Annotated in this window: 16 protein-coding genes; 5 read left to right on the top strand and 11 right to left on the bottom strand. The window is 73.3% G+C overall.

Translation table 11 applies throughout. The features are described from left to right. The first annotated feature begins 67 nt into the window (after positions 1–67). Complete coding sequence (locus ACLHRZ_RS38410) at positions 68–631, top strand: sigma-70 family RNA polymerase sigma factor (RefSeq protein WP_490423218.1); 564 nt, start codon at positions 68–70, stop codon at positions 629–631. After that, complete coding sequence (locus ACLHRZ_RS38415) at positions 628–1,875, top strand: anti-sigma factor (protein ID WP_490423219.1); 1,248 nt, start codon at positions 628–630, stop codon at positions 1,873–1,875. The genes ACLHRZ_RS38410 and ACLHRZ_RS38415 overlap by 4 nt, the downstream gene beginning before the upstream one ends. 52 nt (positions 1,876–1,927) lie before the next feature. Here the strand turns inward: ACLHRZ_RS38415 and purU are convergent, their stop codons facing one another. From purU to ACLHRZ_RS38435, 4 genes are all read right to left on the bottom strand, one after another. Continuing rightward, positions 1,928–2,821: a formyltetrahydrofolate deformylase gene (gene purU / locus ACLHRZ_RS38420; protein ID WP_490423220.1), complete on the bottom strand. Its 894-nt coding sequence runs from the start codon at positions 2,819–2,821 to the stop codon at positions 1,928–1,930. A 68-nt stretch (positions 2,822–2,889) separates the two neighbouring features. Continuing rightward, positions 2,890–3,336 carry an SCO4402 family protein gene (locus ACLHRZ_RS38425; RefSeq protein ID WP_490423371.1) on the bottom strand — a complete coding sequence of 149 codons (447 nt, stop codon included), beginning with the start codon at positions 3,334–3,336 and terminating at the stop codon, positions 2,890–2,892. A gap of 71 nt (positions 3,337–3,407) precedes the next feature. Then, on the bottom strand, positions 3,408–4,811 hold the full coding sequence (locus tag ACLHRZ_RS38430; protein WP_490423221.1) for a hypothetical protein: 1,404 nt from the start codon (positions 4,809–4,811) through the stop codon (positions 3,408–3,410). Between the two features lie 169 nt (positions 4,812–4,980). After that, complete coding sequence (locus ACLHRZ_RS38435) at positions 4,981–6,369, bottom strand: NsdA family TPR-like regulatory protein (RefSeq protein ID WP_490423222.1); 1,389 nt, start codon at positions 6,367–6,369, stop codon at positions 4,981–4,983. Positions 6,370–6,716: 347 nt separating this feature from the next. Here ACLHRZ_RS38435 and ACLHRZ_RS38440 point away from each other — a divergent pair, with 347 nt between their 5' ends. Further along, the gene (locus ACLHRZ_RS38440) at positions 6,717–7,385 is read left to right on the top strand and encodes a bifunctional DNA primase/polymerase (protein ID WP_490423372.1); all 669 of its coding nucleotides are present in this window, start codon (positions 6,717–6,719) and stop codon (positions 7,383–7,385) included. 123 nt (positions 7,386–7,508) lie between these two features. On the opposite strand, the gene ACLHRZ_RS38445 is transcribed toward ACLHRZ_RS38440, so the two are convergent. From ACLHRZ_RS38445 to ACLHRZ_RS38455, 3 genes are all read right to left on the bottom strand, one after another. After that, a complete protein-coding gene (locus tag ACLHRZ_RS38445; protein WP_490423223.1) occupies positions 7,509–8,915 on the bottom strand; it encodes an FAD-dependent monooxygenase in 1,407 nt (468 codons plus the stop codon). Between the two features lie 267 nt (positions 8,916–9,182). Continuing rightward, positions 9,183–10,046: an alpha/beta fold hydrolase gene (locus tag ACLHRZ_RS38450; protein WP_490423224.1), complete on the bottom strand. Its 864-nt coding sequence runs from the start codon at positions 10,044–10,046 to the stop codon at positions 9,183–9,185. 538 nt (positions 10,047–10,584) lie between these two features. Further along, entirely contained in the window at positions 10,585–11,277 is a 693-nt protein-coding gene (locus ACLHRZ_RS38455) for an iron-dependent transcriptional repressor DtxR (RefSeq protein WP_336414740.1), read from the bottom strand. A gap of 171 nt (positions 11,278–11,448) precedes the next feature. On the opposite strand from ACLHRZ_RS38455, the gene ACLHRZ_RS38460 reads away from it, so the two are divergent. After that, complete coding sequence (locus tag ACLHRZ_RS38460; protein WP_490423225.1) at positions 11,449–12,204, top strand: SIS domain-containing protein; 756 nt, start codon at positions 11,449–11,451, stop codon at positions 12,202–12,204. A gap of 57 nt (positions 12,205–12,261) precedes the next feature. Here ACLHRZ_RS38460 and ACLHRZ_RS38465 read toward each other — a convergent pair whose 3' ends face one another. Further along, a complete protein-coding gene (locus tag ACLHRZ_RS38465) occupies positions 12,262–13,668 on the bottom strand; it encodes a PAS domain-containing protein (protein WP_490423226.1) in 1,407 nt (468 codons plus the stop codon). 314 nt (positions 13,669–13,982) lie between these two features. Continuing rightward, entirely contained in the window at positions 13,983–14,609 is a 627-nt protein-coding gene (gene pdxH, locus ACLHRZ_RS38470; RefSeq protein WP_490423373.1) for a pyridoxamine 5'-phosphate oxidase, read from the bottom strand. 458 nt (positions 14,610–15,067) lie between these two features. Between pdxH and ACLHRZ_RS38475 the strand changes: the two genes are divergently transcribed. Next, entirely contained in the window at positions 15,068–16,168 is a 1,101-nt protein-coding gene (locus tag ACLHRZ_RS38475; RefSeq protein WP_490423227.1) for a citrate synthase 2, read from the top strand. Between the two features lie 94 nt (positions 16,169–16,262). On the opposite strand, the gene ACLHRZ_RS38480 is transcribed toward ACLHRZ_RS38475, so the two are convergent. Continuing rightward, positions 16,263–16,853: a TetR/AcrR family transcriptional regulator gene (locus tag ACLHRZ_RS38480; RefSeq protein ID WP_490423228.1), complete on the bottom strand. Its 591-nt coding sequence runs from the start codon at positions 16,851–16,853 to the stop codon at positions 16,263–16,265. Further along, positions 16,841–17,581 carry an enoyl-CoA hydratase family protein gene (locus ACLHRZ_RS38485; RefSeq protein WP_490423229.1) on the bottom strand — a complete coding sequence of 247 codons (741 nt, stop codon included), beginning with the start codon at positions 17,579–17,581 and terminating at the stop codon, positions 16,841–16,843. Before ACLHRZ_RS38485 ends, ACLHRZ_RS38480 begins: the two co-directional genes overlap by 13 nt.

Raw genomic sequence — 17,581 nt, forward strand, 5'->3', positions numbered from 1 at the left:
CCCGGCGGAGGCCCGCGGCTACATTCGTCTCTACGTACGGAAGGGGAGTACGTACGGAAGGGGCGGCATGACGAACGACGCACCACCCCGGTGGGACCGCCGGATGCACCAACGGCTCGCCCATGGCGAAGCCGCGGCCCTGGGCGAGCTCTACGACCGCTTCGCCTCCCTGGTGCACGGCATCGCCCACCGGGTCCTGGACGACGAGCACGGCGCCGACCAGGTCACGCGCGAGGTCTTCGGCCACGTCTGGGAGCACCCCGAGACCTACGATCCCCGCCACGGCTCGCTGCGCTCCTGGATCGCCGGTCTCGCCCACCGGCAGGCCGTCGGCCGGCTGCGCCGCACCGAGGACGACGGCACGGCCGGGCCCGAGGAGGTCGAGGAGAAGGTCCGCACCGCCTCCACCGCCGCCCGCGCCGACTACATCGTCACCTCCATGCCCGCCCCCTTGCGCGCCGCCCTCGACCTCGCCTACTTCCGGCGCCTCGACTACCGCCAGGCCGCCGCCCGGCTGGGCGTCACCGAGGACGAGGCCCGCCGCCGGCTCCGCCTCGGCCTGCAGCTGCTCTCCACCGCGCACCAGGGCCCGCGCCCCGTCCCCCCACCCGGCTACGGGGCGGCGCGATGAGCGGCATGGACGACCCCCGGCGCTCCGATGCGCCCCCGCGCGTCCCGGGGCCGCGCGCTGCTGCGGAAGACAGTGCGCCGTGGGCGGGCGCGCCGGACGCCCCCGAGGCGGGCGCGCCGGGGCCGTCGCTCCCGCACCCGGTGCTCAAGTCCCTGCTCGGCGCCTGGGCGCTGGCCGCCTGCTCGGCCGAGGAGACGGTGGCCGTCGAGGGGCACCTGACCGACTGCGCCGGCTGCGCGGACGAGGCCGTCCGCCTGCGCGACGCCGTCGCCCTGCTGCACCCCGAGGACAGCCTCGACCTCGACCCCGGCCTGCGCTCCCGCGTCCTCGCCGGGGCCCTCAGCCGCCGTCCCGCCCGCATCCCCGTGCCCGACTGGGCCGCGCCGTACGAGGCCGAGGCCGCCCGGCTCGACGCCCTGCTGCACGACATCGGCGAGGCGGAGTGGCGGGCGCCGGTGCGGCTCATGTGGTTCGACGGGCGGAGGACCGTGGAGCGCGACACCACGGTCGCCGCGGTGATCACGCACCTGATGACGGTCGACGGGATCGTCGCCGGCACCCTGGGGCTGCGGGATCCGCTGGAGGCGGTGGACCGGGACGCCTGTACGTCCGTCCGCTCGCCCGCCGCGCGGACGGAGGCGTACTGGGCCGCCGACGGCGCCGGGCGCGCACCCACGGCCGTCCACACCGCGTGGCGGGACCAGGGGCGGGCGCTGATACGGAAGGCGTCGTTCGAAGCCGGCCGGGTGGCCGGACTCCCCGTGGAATACGGGCCGTTCGCCCTGCCGCTGCGGGACTCCTTCCTGGACCGCGCCTTCGCGTGCTGGGTGCACGCCGGGGACATCGCCGAGGCGGTCGCCTACCCGTACGCGGCACCCGCCTCGCCGCACCTGCACCGCATGATCGACCTCGCGGCCCGGCTGCTGCCCACCGTGATCGCCGGGCGGCGGCGGGCCGGGCTGGCCGCGCCCGCGCGGGAGTTGGTGCCCGTCGGGACGGTCGGCCGGTCGCTGCACCTGGAGATCGAGGGCAGCGGGGGCGGCCACTGGTACATCCCGCTGGACTCACCCGGGGCGGTGGGCAGCGCCGAGGGGGAAGTGGCGCATGTGGCGGTGGAGGGGGTGGAGTTCTGCCGGCTGGCCTCCGGCCGGGTTGCGCCGGGGGACGCGGCTGCCGGTGGGCTGGGGGACGAGGAGGCCATTCGGGACGTGCTGTACGCGGCCGCGTCGCTGTCACGGCTGTGAGGGCTGGGGGCTGCGCCCCCGGACGCCTCTGTCGCGGCTCCGCCGCCCGGCCTCAGGCGAAGACGACCGTCCGCCGCCCGTTCAGCAGCACCCGGTGCTCGCTGTGCCACTTCACGGCCCGCGCCAGCGCCTGGCACTCCACGTCGCGGCCGATCGCGACCAGCTGGTCCGGGGTCACCTCGTGGCCCACCCGCTCGACCTCCTGCTCGATGATCGGGCCCTCGTCGAGGTCGGCCGTCACGTAGTGCGCGGTCGCACCGATCAGCTTCACACCTCGCGCGTGCGCCTGGTGGTACGGGCGCGCGCCCTTGAAGCTCGGCAGGAAGGAGTGGTGGATGTTGATGATCCGGCCGGTGAGAACCTTGCAGAGGTCGTCGGAGAGGACCTGCATATAGCGGGCCAGGACGACGAGCTCGACGTTCTCGGACTGGACGAGCTCCAGCAGCCGCGCCTCCGCCTCCGCCTTGTTCTCCTTCGTCACCGGAATGTGGTGGAAGGGGACCCCGTAGGAGCCGACGAGCTCCTCGAAGTCGGTGTGGTTGGAGACGACCGCCGCGATCTCGACCGGCAGCGCCCCGATCCGGCTGCGGAACAGCAGGTCGTTCAGGCAGTGTCCGAACTTGGACACCATCAGCACGATGCGCATCTTCTCGTCGGCGCGGTGGATCTGCCAGTCCATGTGGAAGGAGTCCCCGATGGCCGCGAAGCTGGCCCGCAGCTTCTCCACCGTCACCGCGGCCTCCGCACTGAAGTGCACGCGCATGAAGAAGAGCCCGGTGTCGCGGTCTCCGAACTGCTGGCTGTCCTCGATGTTGCAGCCGGTCATGAACAGGTAGCTGGACACCGCGTGCACGATGCCCGGCTTGTCGGGACCGGAGAGGGTGAGGACGTACTGGCCGGACTGCTCGGGGGCCTTTTCGGCGACGGGGGGCTGCGAGGCGTTCATAGCCCAATAGCGTCGCACACCCGCGGCCCCTTCCGGACCCCCGGCTTCCTCATGCCCCCGCCCACGGCTCAGGCGTGGGTGAGCAGCGCCTCCAGCACGCCGAGCGAGCGCGGCGACGCGTCCGGGTCGTCCCCGTCGCTCACGGCCAACCGGACGTGTGCCTCGCGTGCCGCCCGGACCGCCTCGGGCCAGCCGTGGTGTTCGAGGTAGGCGGAGACCGGCGCGTCCGCCCCGACCTGGTGCATGATCCGCAGCACCCGCAGGACGGCGACGTCGACGAGCGCGGCCTCGCCCGAGTCGCGGAAGACCGTGCCGACATATTTCTCGGCCGACCAGTTGTCCAGCCAGGTGTCCTCGACCAGGCGGTAGACGGCGTCGGTCACATCTCCGTAGCCCTCGCGGCCGGTGAGCCAGCACTCCTGCTGGAACGCCGGGTCCGAGAGCATGTGCAGCGCGGAGCGGACGTTCGCCCGCCAGCGCCACCACGGCATGTCATTGAGCGGCATACCGTCCATGGTGGTCGAGCGGCGGCCGCGACGGGAAGACTTCTCCGAACCTTGCACAGCAGTCGATCGTACGTTCCCACTCACAGCTGGGACCACTCGTGCTGTGTCAGCCCGTACTTCTTGGCGATCGGGTTCCACAGATCGGCCGCCTTCTTCTTCGCGGCGGTCGCGTCCCCGCTCGCCCGGTCGCCGGCCACGCTGTCGCCGGACGGACGGGCGTGCCCCTTGTCGCAGCCGTGCTTGCCGCCGACCTGCCCGGCCCACGCAGCGTAGTGGCTGTCCGCCGAGGCGGAGGACTGCCAGGCCTTGGTCAGCTGGGCGGCGAGGTCGGCGTTGCCGGGGAGCTTGTCGATGGGCGTCTGCTGCAGCCGGCCCACCAGGCCGTTGCGCTGGTCCGCAGCCGTGCGCAGGTCGGCGCCCGACTTGTCGAGGTCCTTGCAGCCGCGGGTGGAGTCGACGGCCCTGATGACCGAGTCACGGCTGCCGGAGCTGTCCTTCAGCAGCGCGTCCAGCGCCTTGGCCTGCCCCTCGGCCGGGTCGGCCGGCTTGGGCGCCGGGGTGGTGGCGGCAGGGCTGTCACTCGGCCCGGTGGAGGCGGGCGGTGCACTGGCCGCTGCGTTCTGCTGGTCGTTGGTCTTGTCGTCACCACCGCTGAGCAGCGCACCGGCACCGAGCCCGGCGACGGCGCAGCCGGCCACAACGGCCGTGACCAGTACGACGGGTGACTTCTTCCGCCTGGCGGGCGGCGGGGCGGCGCTCCGGGACGGCGGGGATGCCGCGCCGCCGGGCGGCGGGCCCACGGGCGACGGCTGTCTGCGCCGGGGAGCGGCCGGTGCGGCCGGCGGAACGGGCGGCAGCTGCTGCGTGGGGGCGGCTGCGCGGAAGAGGGTGTCGAACTCCGCGGGGGGCGTGCGGTCCCCGTGGGGCGCCGGCAGCGGGCCGGAAGCGCCGGCCTGTCCGGCGACAGGCGGGAGGTACTGGGTGGCCGCATCGGCGGCGCCCCCGACCGGGGGCAGGAACTGGGTGGCGGAGTCCCCGTCGGCCACGGGCGGCAGGTACTGCGTGGCGGCGCCTTCATTGACCACGGGCGGCAGGTACTGCGTGGCGGCGCCTTCATTGACCACAGGGGGCAGGTATTGCGTCGCAGAGCCCTCGTTGACCACGGGCGGCAGGTACTGCGTCGCAGAGCCCTCGTTGACCACAGGAGGCAGGTACTGGGTGGCGGCGCCCTCGTTGACCGTCGGCGGCAGGAACTGCGTGGCAGCACCTTCATCGACCACGGGCGGCAAGTACTGCGTCGCTGCCGATGCCGCCTCGGGGGCCGGCATCGGCCCGGGTATCGGCCCCGGTATCGGCGGTGGGCCGCCCGGCACCGGCGGCAGGTACTGCGTGGCGGCGTCCGAGGCGCCCGGAGGAACCTCCGGAGGCAACGGGGCACGCACCGCAGGGAACTGCGGCTCGTTTCCCTGTCCGTTCTGCGTCACCGGGGGACTCCTCAGGCTGTACGGGGCGTGTGAACCGGCAGCTCACGCTACCGGGTGCGCTCCGCGCCGGGACAGTGAACCCCATGCGCTCCCGGACGCCGGACGGGCCGGCTGCGGCCCGCCCGGCGTCCCGGGCCGTCCCTCCTTACGTCACCCCTTGTGCCGCCCGTTATGCCGCCTGCATCTCCAGTCGTGCCCCGAACTCCCGTACCACCGGCTCGTCCCGGTACGGCTCAAGCCGCTGCCGGAAGTCGTCCAGGTACTCGGCGCCCCGGTTCGACCGCAGTGTGCCCAGCAGTTCGAGCGCCCGCGTCCCGGTGATGCACGCCTCCTCGACCTCGCGCTGCTGCACGTGCGCCGTCGCCAGGACGAGCATGCCGATCGCCCGGCGCCGCACCCGGCCCTGCGGGTGGTTGTGCAGCGCGTCCTCCGCATGCCGCCGGGCCGGTTCGGCCTGGCCCAGGTCCCGGTGGCAGTGCGCCAACTCGTCCGAGAGATAGGCCCGGTCGAAGTGCCGGATCCAGGGCGGGTCGTCGCCCGAGTCCGGCCCGTTGTCGGCCTCTTCGAGCTTGGTCACCGCCTTGGCCGCGACGGTCTGGCAGGAGCGCGCGTCCCCGAGGAGCGCGTGCCCGCGCGCCTCGGCCGCATAGAACATCGCCTCCGCCCGCGGCGTGACCTGGCCCCGCGCCCCTTCCTGCGCGGCCTTCGCCAGTTGAGCGATCTCCCGCGGATTGCCCAGTGAGGCGGCCAGATGACTCATGCTCGCCGCCAGCACGTACCCGCCGTACCCCCGGTCCCCGGCCGCCTGGGCCAGCCTGAGGGCCTGGATGTAGTAGCGCTGGGCGAGGCCGGGCTGTCCGGTGTCCACGGCCATGTAGCCCGCGAGTTCCGTCAGACGGGCCACCGCGGCGAACAACTCCCGCCCCACTGCCTCCCGGTAGGAACCGGCCAGCAGTCCGGAGACCACGCTGTTGAGGTAGTGCACGACGACCGGGCGTACGTGCCCGCTGCCGTAACGGTGGTCAAGTTCGACCAGTGCTTCGGTCGTGGCACGCACGGCCTCCACGTCGGACACCCCGACCCGCGCACCCGCGCTCCGGGCGACCTGGGGATCGGCCGCGGTGATCAGCCAGTCGCGGCTGGGCTCGACGAGGGCGGACGACGCCACGGACGTCCCGCTCAGGAAGTCGCGCCGCCCGACGTCGCTGCGCCACAGCTCACAGACCTGTTCGATCGCACCCAACACCGTTGGGGAGAACTGGAGTCCGACGCCGGAAGCGAGGTTCTTGCCGTTCGCCATGCCGATTTCGTCGATCGTGACCGTGCGGCCGAGCTTGCGCCCGAGCGCCTCGGCGATGACGGCCGGGGCGCGGCCGCGCGGCTGCTGACCGCGCAGCCAGCGAGCGACGGAGGTCTTGTCGTACCTCAGATCGAGACCGTGCTCCGCGCCGCACATGTTGACCCTGCGCGCCAACCCGGCGTTGGAGCAGCCGGCTTCCTGGATCAGCGCCTGCAGCCGTTCGTTCGGCTGCCGCGCCACAAGCGGCCTTGCCGCCATGCTGAACCCCCTGAGACTGCTATGCGTTCGCGATGTGGACCGCGAGAAGCGGAGTAGCTGAGACAGCTGTGAACGCCTTCCCCTGTGATCTTTGCCCCCTGAATATCCGGAGAATGCAGGAATTACGGGTATTGCCATCTATAGCCGTAATGACGAGGTCGGCGCCCGCCGCCCGAGTGGCTACCCCTTCGCGGCGGTGAAGCCGCACCTGCGCCCCCGTCCATGCCTCCGTGCGCCCCGCGTGCTGTTACGGATCAAGGGCTGCTGTCAACCTCGTCCGACACCCGATCCGCCACATCCCCGTGCGACGGCCGTAACCCCTGGTGACAAGGGGAGTTGTGATGAACGTGGAAGAGACCATCGGAGTAGGAGCACCGCGCATCCCCCAACAACGCGGCGAGCACGTGCTCGAGGCCGCGGCACGGTACGCGGAAGAGCGGCACTGGGACGTATTCGCAGGCACCTGGCTGGAGGCCGTCGACGGCCGGGAGCGCTGCTCCTGCGGCGAGCCCGACTGCCCGGCACCGGGCGCCCATCCGGCCCGTCCCGACTGGGCCTCACAGGCCACGGGCAGCGCCTCGACGGCACGCCGCCTGTGGACGAAACAGCCCCGCGCCTCGATCCTCCTGCCGACCGGTCGCACCTTCGACGCGCTCGACGTCTCCGAGTCCGCCGGCTTCCTGGCGCTGGCGCGCATGGAGCGCATGGGCATCGAACTCGGCCCGATCACCTGCACGCCGTTCCGGCGGATGCAGTTCTTCGTGCTGCCGGGCGGGGCGTTGAAGGTGCCGGACGCGACGCGGAAGCTGGGCTGGTCGCCGGCCACGCTGGACCTGATCGCCCGCGGCGAGGCCGACTACGTGGTCGCACCGCCGAGCAGGATCGGCAACCGGGGGCGGGTGCAGTGGGCCCGGCAGCCGACGGCGGCGAACCGGTGGCTGCCGGATGCGGAGGAGCTCGTCAGCGCCCTGGCGTACGCGTGCGGCCGCGAGGCGGCCGATGCGCGGTGCCGCTGAGGCGGCGGTTGCGCAGGTCGATCGCGGCTATCGCCGCTCGTCCTCAAACGCCGGACGGACTGCCACGCGGCGGAGCCGCACATCGATACAGCGGTCCGTCCGGCGGTTGAGGCTGCAACGGCCTCAACCGGCCTCCGCCACATACCCGTCCGGCCTCACCAGCAACGACACCTCCCCCGCATCGGCCCGCATCACCGTGAGGACCCCGTCCTCCTCACGCCTCCCCTTCGCCTCCCGCGGCACCACGCGTACGTACGCCCCCGCGCGCAGCGCCTCGTACAGGCGCGACGGTCCGTTCTCCGTCTCCGCCAGCGGGACGTCCGGCGCGCGGTGCCCGACCAGGCGGTGCGCCCCGGGAGGGGCCGGGTAGGCGATGCCGATGCCCGAGACGAACATCATCGCCCGGTCCATGGCGAACGGCGCCAGGAAGCCGGCCGCGACCGCCGCGTTGCGTACGCCCCGCTTGAGGCGGGTGTCGGCGAGCGCCGCGCGGATCAGTGCGCCGCTCATGCGCAGGACGGCCGCCCCCACGGGGTGCCGTTCGTCGTGGTAGGTGTCGAGGAGGGCGTCGTCCGCGCGGCCGGCGAGCACGGCCGCCAGTTTCCAGCTGAGGTTGGCCGCGTCCTGGAGGCCGGCGTTCATGCCCATGCCGCCCGCGGGCGAGTGCACATGGGCCGCGTCGCCCGCCAGGAACACCCGGCCCTCGCGGTACCGCGGTACCTGGCGCTCGTCGCTGTGGAACCGCGAGGTCCACCGTGCGTCCCGGATGCCGAAGTCGGTGCCGAACGTGGCGCGTACGACGGCGCGCACCCGGTCCATGTCGACGGGGGCGTCCTCCGGCAGGTCGCTGTCCCGGTCCCAGGCGATGACGCGGTACCAGCCGTCGCCGAAGGCCACGGCGAACGCGAAGCCCGCGTCGACGCCGCGGAAGGCGGGCAGCGCCTCCGGCGGGGCGTCCATGCGGACGTCAGCGAGCATGACCGAGCGCAGGACGGACTGCCCGGGGAACGGCATGCCGAGTGCTTCCCGGACCGCGCTGCGCACCCCGTCCGCGCCGACCGCGTACTGCGCGCGGAACGGGGCGTCGGCGCCCTCGACGTCGGCCTCGACCCCGTCCGCGTCCTGCCGCAGGCCGGTCAGCCGGACCCCGCGGCGGATGTCGGCACCGAGCTTGACGGCGCGCTCCTCCAGGACGCGCTCCGTCTCGTACTGCGGGGTCATCAGGACGCCCGCGAAGCGGCTGGGCAGCCTGGTCAGGTCGGCGCGGGTGGGGCCGAAGAAGCGGATGCCGGGGAGGAAGCTGCCGGTGGCGAGGAGCTTCTCGGCGAGGCCGCGGGCGTCGAGGAGCTCGAGGGTGCGGGCGTGGACGGCGAAGGCACGGGTGAGGTTGGACTCCTGCGCGCGCTTCTCCAGCACGACGACGCGGACGCCGGCGGCGGCGAGATCGCCGGCGAGCAGCAGCCCGGTGGGGCCGGCTCCGACGACCAGGACGTCTGCGGTGTGTTCGGGGCGAGCGGGCATGGCGGACATGGCTGACTCCCGAGGGACGGCCGCTGGGCGGCTGCGCGGGCACGGTGCTGTGCCTACTGCCAGTGGACACCCGGCAACGGGCTATGTCAACGCCCGTTGAATTAATGCGCCCCCGCTTCTTCCCGCACCCCCCAGGGCGTGTCCGATGGGTCAGTGCGGGCCCCGCGGCGTCTGGCGCTGGGGGCACCTCCTGGGGGCACCCCCAGCGGTAGCTGGGGGAGGTAGCTGGGGGCATCGCGGGGCCTGCGCCGACCCACGGGGCAGGCCCTAGGCCGGAACCGCCGCGTCCAGGAAGGGCTCCGCCACCTGCCTCCAGCTCTCCGGCCGCTCGTAGTGGACGAGGTGCCCCGCGTCGGGGATCTCCGCGTACTGCCCGCGCGGCAGGACCCGGACCATCTCCTGGGCCTCGGCACGCCCCAGGGCGCCGTCCAGGCCGCGCACGACCAGCGTCGGGCACGCCACCATGGCCAGCTCCTCCCAGTGCGCGTCATGCGCGTAGGCCTCGCGCGCGGCCAGCATCTGGCGGCGGAAGAACAACGGCCGCCAGCCGTCGGCCCGCTCGGCCATCACCTCGGCGTAGAAGTCGCCCCGGGCCGGAGCGGGCTTCTCCAGCGTCGGATCCTCCTCGCCGAACCACTTGCGCACGTCCGCGAGCGTCGCGAACGGGACCGGCCAGGAGCGGAACCACTCCGTCCACTGGCGCTGGGTGGCCGCGCCCAGGGCGGAGGCCCGCATGTCCAGGATGACCAGCGCCCGCACCAGCTCGGGGTGCCGGGCGGCCAGCTGCCAGGCCGTGAGGGCGCCCATGGCGTGGCCGACGAGGGTGACGGGCGCCAGGCCGAGCTGCTCGATGGCGGCCACCGCATCGGCCACATAGGCCTCGCGGACGTACGGACCGCCGACCGGCTTGTCGCTGCGGCCGTGGCCCCGCTGGTCCAGGGCCACCGTGCGGTGGCGCGGGGAGAGCCAGCGGCCGGTCTCCGTCCAGTGCGCGGCGCGGCCCAGCAGGCCGTGGAGCAGGAGCACTCCGCCAGGACCCCGGCCGCCGGCCCCGGCCGCCGCCGGGTCGGCGAACTCCCAGGCGGCAAGCCGCACTCCGCCGCTTCCGCTCACCTCGATACGCCGCACCATGACTCCTGGCACCTCGCTTCTCCCCCGAGCAGCTCCACCTGAACCGGCAGCCTGACTGGCAGCTTCACTTTATTGAACGTCCATTCGAATACACGGTTACGACGCGCAACACCCCTCGTTCGAGTGACCGGGCGGCAGGATTGGCCGTCTGCACCACGGGGAGGAATCGACCTGGGCGCGGACCGCTCGGGGAAGAAGGTCCGCGCGGCGCACCCTGGGAGCTCGGGGCTCCGGGTCGCCACGGGGGATTACGGGGAGGTGGGGCCCCGGCAGCCCGACAGGGCGCCGGGGCCCTTCGTCGTGCAGGCGGGCGGCGGCATACGGAGCATCGGAACGCCCCAGCGGCCTCATCGGACCCAAGCCCCCTCCCCCGGTCGGCGGCGCGCGTGTGCATATGCCTCAGCGCCAGCCTGGCACGGCTCGGGCCCGGGCGCGCCGATTCCGCCGACTCCGGGCGGAAAGAGGGGGAGTTGATCGGAAGGGGCGGCATCTGCCGCCCCTGGGGACACCCCCGGATACGGCCGGGGGGAGCGTCGGGTCAGCGCTTGGCGACGAAGACGTGCGAGGCGATGTCCGGCTCCAGCTCGGCGGCCTCGCCGCTGCTGCCCACCATCACCCCGCCGGGGGACTCCGTCACACTGACGACCGCGCCCGGCTGCACCCCGGCGCGGCGCAGCGTGTACATCAGCTGGGCGTCCGTCTGGATCGGCTCGCCGATGCGGCGGACGACCACGGTCTTGCCCTCGGTGCCGGGCTCCAGCTCCATCAGGCTGACCATGCCGGCGTTGAGGAACGGATCGGCCTCGGCCTTCTCCCCCAGCTCCTCCAGGCCCGGGATCGGGTTGCCGTAGGGCGACTCCGTCGGATGCCGCAGGAGCTCCAGCACCCGGCGCTCGACGGCCTCGCTCATCACGTGCTCCCAGCGGCAGGCCTCGGCGTGCACCTGCTCCCACTCCAGGCCGATCACATCGACGAGCAGGCACTCCGCCAGCCGGTGCTTGCGCATCACGCGCGTGGCCAGGCGGCGGCCCTCCTCGGTGAGCTCCAGGTGGCGGTCCCCGGCGACCGTCACCAGCCCGTCGCGCTCCATGCGGGCCACGGTCTGGCTCACCGTCGGGCCGCTCTGGTCGAGCCGCTCGGCGATGCGGGCGCGCATGGGGACCACACCTTCCTCTTCCAGCTCAAGGATGGTGCGGAGATACATCTCCGTGGTGTCGATCAGTCCGGACATGCGTGCCCCTCGATAAGTAGTGCGCTGGCCTGGCCCTGGACTCAATTCTGACGCATACCACCGACAAGGGTGCCGCGTACGGCCCCGCCGGGGCCGCCCCGTATTGACAGGGCGCCGGTGCAGACCGCAACGTGATCCGCGCGCCCCCGACGCACAAGGAGTCCCTGAGCGATGAGCGAGCACCAGTTGGCCGGGCAGTTCCTCGACGCCGCGATCGGACTGCTCCAGCGGGTGCGCGACGAGGAGGCCGGGGCGATCGCCGCGGCCGGTTCCCTGATCGCCGACACGGTCGAGGCGGGCGGACGGCTGTTCGTCTTCGGCGCCGGCCACTCCTCGCTGCCGGCACAGGACGTGGTCTACCGGGCGGGCGGCCTCGCCCTGATGAACCTCCTGTCCGTGCCGGGGGCCGTGGGCGTGGACGTGATGCCGGCGACGCTCGGCAGCGCGCTCGAACGGGTGGACGGGCTCGCCGGTGCCGTCCTCGACACGAGTCCGGCACAGCCGGGCGACCTGCTGATCGTCATCTCGCTGTCCGGGCGGAACTCGCTGCCGGTGGAGATGGCCATGAACGCCCGGGCGCTCGGACTGAAGGTCGTCGGCCTGACGTCGCTGGCGTACGCGGAGGAGACGAAGTCCCGGCACGTGTCCGGGACGTTCCTCAAGGACCACTGCGACGTCGTCATCGACAGCAAGGTGGCGCCTGGCGATGCCGAGCTCTCTGCCGAGGGCGTCGGGGGGCGGTTCGGGCCTGCGTCCACCGTTGTCGCCAGCGCGGCTCTGCAGGCCATCGTGGCGTCCGCCACCGGAGAGCTTGCCGCGCGGGGTGTCAATCCGCCGGTGCTTCGCTCCGGCAACGTCGATGGGGGGCACGAGTGGAACGGCCGGGTACTGGCCGAGTACAGAGACCGGATCTTCTTCCGGTACTGATTCGACTGCGGGTCGTCTGTGGCTGATCGCGCCCACGAGTAACAGCCCCGCCCCCCCTTACGGGGCGCCCAGTTCCCCCGCCAGGTCCACCGAGGCCGCCACCCGGGACGCGATGTCCTCCGCGTACATCGCGTCCGCCCGGTCGAACGCCCTGCGGGACGCGCCGCGCAGGAACGTCACCACCCCGACCGTCCTGCCGCGGCTCCGCAGTGCCGTCGACAGGGCGTGGCGTGTGCCGTCCGGCCACTTGCGGGCCGCCGCCCAGTCCTCCGTGCGGTCCGAGGCCGCGCGGACCGAGCCGCAGCGTTCGACCGCCTGGAGGGCCGGGTGGCCGTCCATGTACGGGACCGGCAGGCCGCCGCCCGGCGGGGGCGTCTGGCCGGGGGCGCCGGCCGGCGTGGCCGCGGCGCGGACCAGCCGGATCGGGCCGTCCGGTGCGGCCCCGTCGTCCGTCAGCAGGTCGATCAGGGCGTGGTCCGCGAAGCCGGCCAGCGCGAAGTCCATGTAGAGCGCCGCCGCCTCCATCGGGTCCTCGCACTCCGCCACCGCGCGCCCCGCGCGGTGCAGCTGGCTGCCCCGGAACCGCAGCCTGGCGCTCTCCTGTTCGGCGAGCCGCGTCTTGGTGACGTCCAGGAAGAGCCAGGCCACTCCGAGCGGCACCGGTTCCTCCGCCAGCGGGGTGGCCAGGCGCAGGAACCCCGAGCGCCAGCAGCGCCGCTCCGGCACCGGGGCTCCCCGGTCGCCCCGCAGCGTCACCCACAGGTCCGTCGGCGCGGGCGGCGCGCCCGCGGCGAGGACGTGCTGGAGGGCGCCCTCCAGGTCCTCCACGCCCTGTTCGAGCAGTTCCCCCAGCGGCCGGCCCAGCAGGGCCGTGCGGCTCGTCCGCAGCGCCCGCGCGGCGTGCGCGTTGGCCAGCGCGGGCCTCAGGTCCGCGTCGACCAGCACCACGCCCCAGGACGCCTCGCCGAACAGCGCCTCACTGAGGGCGACCGAGCGCTCCAGGTCGATCTGCGTGTGCACTTCGCTGAACGCGCAGTACACACCGGCCGGTCTGCCGTCCGCGCCGTGCACCACGGAGGACTGCACGCGGACGAGGATCCGGCCGCCCTCTTTGGTCAGCAGGGCGAATTCGTCGACCTGCCGGCCCTGCGCCTTCATCGCACCGAGCAGCCGGGCGGTCACTTCTTCCGCATCCGCGTCGCGCACCGCCCAGCCCGCCAGCCCGCACCGTCCGACGGCTTCTTCCGCGGTCCAGCCGAGTATCCGCTCGGCCTCGCGGTTCCAGTGCGTCACCGTGCCGTTCGCGTCGATGGCGAACAGCGCGGCGTCCATGCCGTCGAGGAGCGCGACGAGAAGGTCGTGGTCGTCGCTGTCGGAGGCGGCTGCGGCAGGGCCTGAGGAATGTGGAACGGTCACGGGGTACCCCCTGCTGGACGCGTCTGCATGTCCTGCACGACGGGTCATTCAACTCGACCGTGACGGACACCGCGCCGTCTTCCGTGAAATCCGTTCACGGGAAAAACCGGTTGTGACCCCGCCGGGGGCGTTCCTAGGCTGTGGGGCACACGAGAAGGGAGGTGGTTCGGGACATGGTTTACATCCGGACGCGTGAGGTGACTGCGGGCTAGCGCCCGTCGTCGCGCAGAGCGCAATGCCGGCGTTGCCGGCCAATCCCAGGCAGTCACCCGATCCGTGGGCCGCCGAGTCGTCCGCTCGGCACCGCCGCGCCGCAAGGCGCGGCGGTCACCGGCCCACGGATCGTCTGCGTTGCGGCACCCTCACGGGCAGAGCCGTTCGACGCGCCAGCCGCCGCCCTCCGTGCGCACGTACCGCAGCCGGTCGTGCAGCCGGTGCTCGCGCCCCTGCCAGAACTCCACGGTCTCCGCGGTCACCCGGAAGCCGCCCCACTGCGGCGGCACCGGCACCGGCTCGCCCTCGGGGAAGCGGGCGGCGGTGCGTTCGTAGGCCTCGTCGATCTCGGCGCGCGAGGCGGCCACCGTCGACTGGGCGCTGGCCCAGGCACCGATCTGCGAACCGTGCGGCCGGGAGCGGAAGTAGGCGGCCGTCTCCTCCGGCGCCACCCGGGCGGCGGTACCGGTCACGATGACCTGGCGGGCCATCGGGTGCCAGGGGAAGAGCAGGGAGACGTGGGCGTTCTCCGCGATCTCCCGGGCCTTGCGGGAGCCGTAGTTGGTGTAGAAGACGAAGCCGTGGTCGTCGTAGGCCTTGAGCAGGACCGTCCGGGAGCTGGGCCGTCCGGCGGCGTCCGCCGTGGAGACGATCATGGCGTTGGGCTCGTGCAGCCCGCTCGCGGCGGTCTGCGCGAACCAGCGGCCGAACTGCTCGTACGGGCCGGCGGCCAGGTCCTCCTCCACGAGGCCGGTGGACCGGTACTGCGCGCGCATGGCGGCGGGATCGAGATCATCGGCATGGGACACGGGCTCATCCTGCCGGACGGGCCGAGCCCGGGGAAGGCGGAGGGGCGTCGAGCTTGCCCCGCACCGCCCGTTCCAAACCTCCGGGTCCTGGAAAGGGGCGTGTGCCGGACATCACCTTCCCCCGCGCGCGGCGAACCCCCAGAATCACGCAGAGGACAGCTGTGCCACATCCGCCTCACCGGCTGTCGATTCCGGCCCGGAGCGGAGCAGGCCTTCTGCGGAGGCCGGGTGAAGAACCGGGTGAAGTACAGCCGCACGGGGCATGACCGGGTTGACCGAAACGGACCGCGAGCCGCGCCACGCAGCCGCGTATCCCGCTCGGCACCGCCAGAAGCAGACCACAGCAGACATTCTTTGACCATCGGCCGGAGATCCCGCCGGACGGTCAGCAGTCGCTTGTCGAACACATCATGAGGAGCCGCCTGATGTCCGACTTCGTACCCGGACTCGAGGGAGTCGTCGCGTTCGAAACGGAGATCGCCGAACCCGACAAGGAAGGCGGCTCGCTCCGCTACCGAGGCGTCGACATCGAGGACCTGGTCGGCCACGTGTCCTTCGGGAACGTCTGGGGCCTGCTGGTCGACGGCTCCTTCAACCCGGGACTGCCGCCGGCCGAGCCCTTCCCCATCCCGGTCCACTCCGGTGACATCCGGGTCGACGTGCAGTCGGCCCTCGCGATGCTCGCGCCCGTGTGGGGCCTCAAACCGCTGCTGGACATCGACGAGGCCACCGCCCGCGACAACCTCGCCCGGGCGGCCGTCATGGCCCTGTCGTACGTCGCCCAGTCGGCCCGCGGCCAGGGACTGCCGATGGTGCCGCAGCGCGAGATCGACAAGGCGGACACGGTGGTCGAGCGCTTCATGAAGCGCTGGCGCGGCGAGCCCGACCCGCGGCACGTCAAGGCCGTCGACGCGTACTGGACCTCGGCCGCCGAGCACGGCATGAACGCCTCCACCTTCACCGCCCGCGTCATCGCCTCCACCGGCGCGGACGTGGCGGCCGCGCTCTCCGGCGCCGTCGGCGCCATGTCCGGCCCGCTGCACGGCGGGGCGCCCTCCCGCGTCCTCGGCATGATCGAGGAGATCGAGCGCACGGGCGACGCCACGGCCTACGTCAAGGCCGCCCTGGACAAGGGCGAGCGCCTGATGGGCTTCGGCCACCGCGTCTACCGCGCCGAGGACCCCCGCGCCCGCGTCCTGCGCCGCACGGCCAAGGAGCTGGCCGCCCCGCGGTACGAGGTCGCCGAGGCGCTGGAGAAGGCGGCGCTGGAGGAGCTGCACAACCGCCGCCCGGACCGGGTCCTGGCGACCAACGTGGAGTTCTGGGCGGCCATCGTCCTGGACTTCGCGGAGGTCCCGGCGCACATGTTCACCTCGATGTTCACCTGCGCCCGCACGGCGGGCTGGAGCGCGCACATCCTGGAGCAGAAGCGCACGGGCCGCCTCGTGCGCCCCACGGCCCGCTATGTGGGCCCGGGGCCGCGCGACCCGCGCGAGATCGAGGGCTACGCCGACATCACGGTGTGAGCAGGCGTGTGCGGGGCGCGGCACACCGCGCCCCGCACACGGGCCCGGCGGTGTCCGTGGTGCGTGCTGACCCATCGGACACGCCCTGAGGCCCCTATCCGCCGTTCCCCAGCACCCCGTCCAGGATCCGCACCCACTGCGCCACCACCCGTTCCCGGCGCGCCCCGTCGTCCGTCAGCAGGGTCGCCAGGCCCAGCCCCCGTGCCATGTCCAGCAGGCCCTGCACCGTCTCCCGCACCCCCGGTACCGACTCGTCCGCGCCGAGCAGTTCCACCGCCATGCGGTGGACCTCGCGGCCCACCTTGGCCTCCAACACCGTGACGCGCGGGCGCAGTTGTTCCTCGTACGACGCCGCGACCCACAGCTGCAGCGCGGCGCGGAACAGGGGGCCCGTGTAGAGGGCGACCAGTTCGGAGACCACCGCCGTGCGGCAGGCGGGGCCGCGCAGGGCGCGCAGGGCCGCCGAGCGTTCCTCGGCCACGTACTCCACCGCCGCCGTGAACAGGTCCTCGCGCGTGCGGAAGTGGTGCTGGGCCGCGCCCCGCGACACCCCCGCCCGCTCCGCGACGACCGCCACCGTGGAGCCCGACCAGCCGTGTTCGGCCAGGCAGGCGATCGCGGCCTGGAGCAGGCGCTGCCGGGTGAGGCGGCTGCGGTCCTGCTTGGGTGCGGTCACTGCAGCCATGCGGGGTCCCGCCGTTCCAGGAAGGCCGTCATGCCCTCGCGGGCCTCGGCCGAGGCGAACAGCCGCGCCGACAGGGCGACGAGGGCCGCCTCGTCGCGGTCGAAGGCGCGCCGCACCTGCGCCGTGGCCAGTCTCTTGGACTCGGCCAGGCCCTGCGGGGAGCCGCGGCGCAGGCCGTCGAGGACGGGGACGAGTGCGGCGTCCACGTCGTCCGCGACCACGCTCACGAGGCCGATACGGGCCGCCTCCGCCGCGCTGAACCGTTCGCCGGTGAGGTAGTAGCGGGACACGGCCCGCGGTTCGAGGCGGGGCAGCAGCGGCAGCGAGATCACCGCGGGCGCCAGACCGAGCCGGGCCTCGGTGAAGGCGAAGGACGTGTCCGTCCGGGCCGCGGTGATGTCGCAGGCCCCCAACAGCCCGATCCCCCCGCCCCGTACGTGCCCGGTGACCCGGGCGACGACGGGCTTGGGCAGCTCGACGATGCTGCGCAGCAGCCGGGCCATCCCGTCGGGGCCCGTGGGCACCCGGTCGCGCAGGTCCGCCCCGGCGCAGAACGTGGTGCCGGTGTGGGTGAGGACGACGGCGCGGGTGCCGGGGTGCGCCGCCGCCCGGGAGAGCTCCTCGTGCAGCTCCGCCACCAGGCGGGCGGAGAGGGCGTTGCGGTTGTGCGGTGAGTCGAGCGTCAGCGTCGTGACGCCCTGCTCGTACGCACGGCGGACCACCGGCAT

This window comes from Streptomyces sp. AM25 (assembly GCF_058146165.1).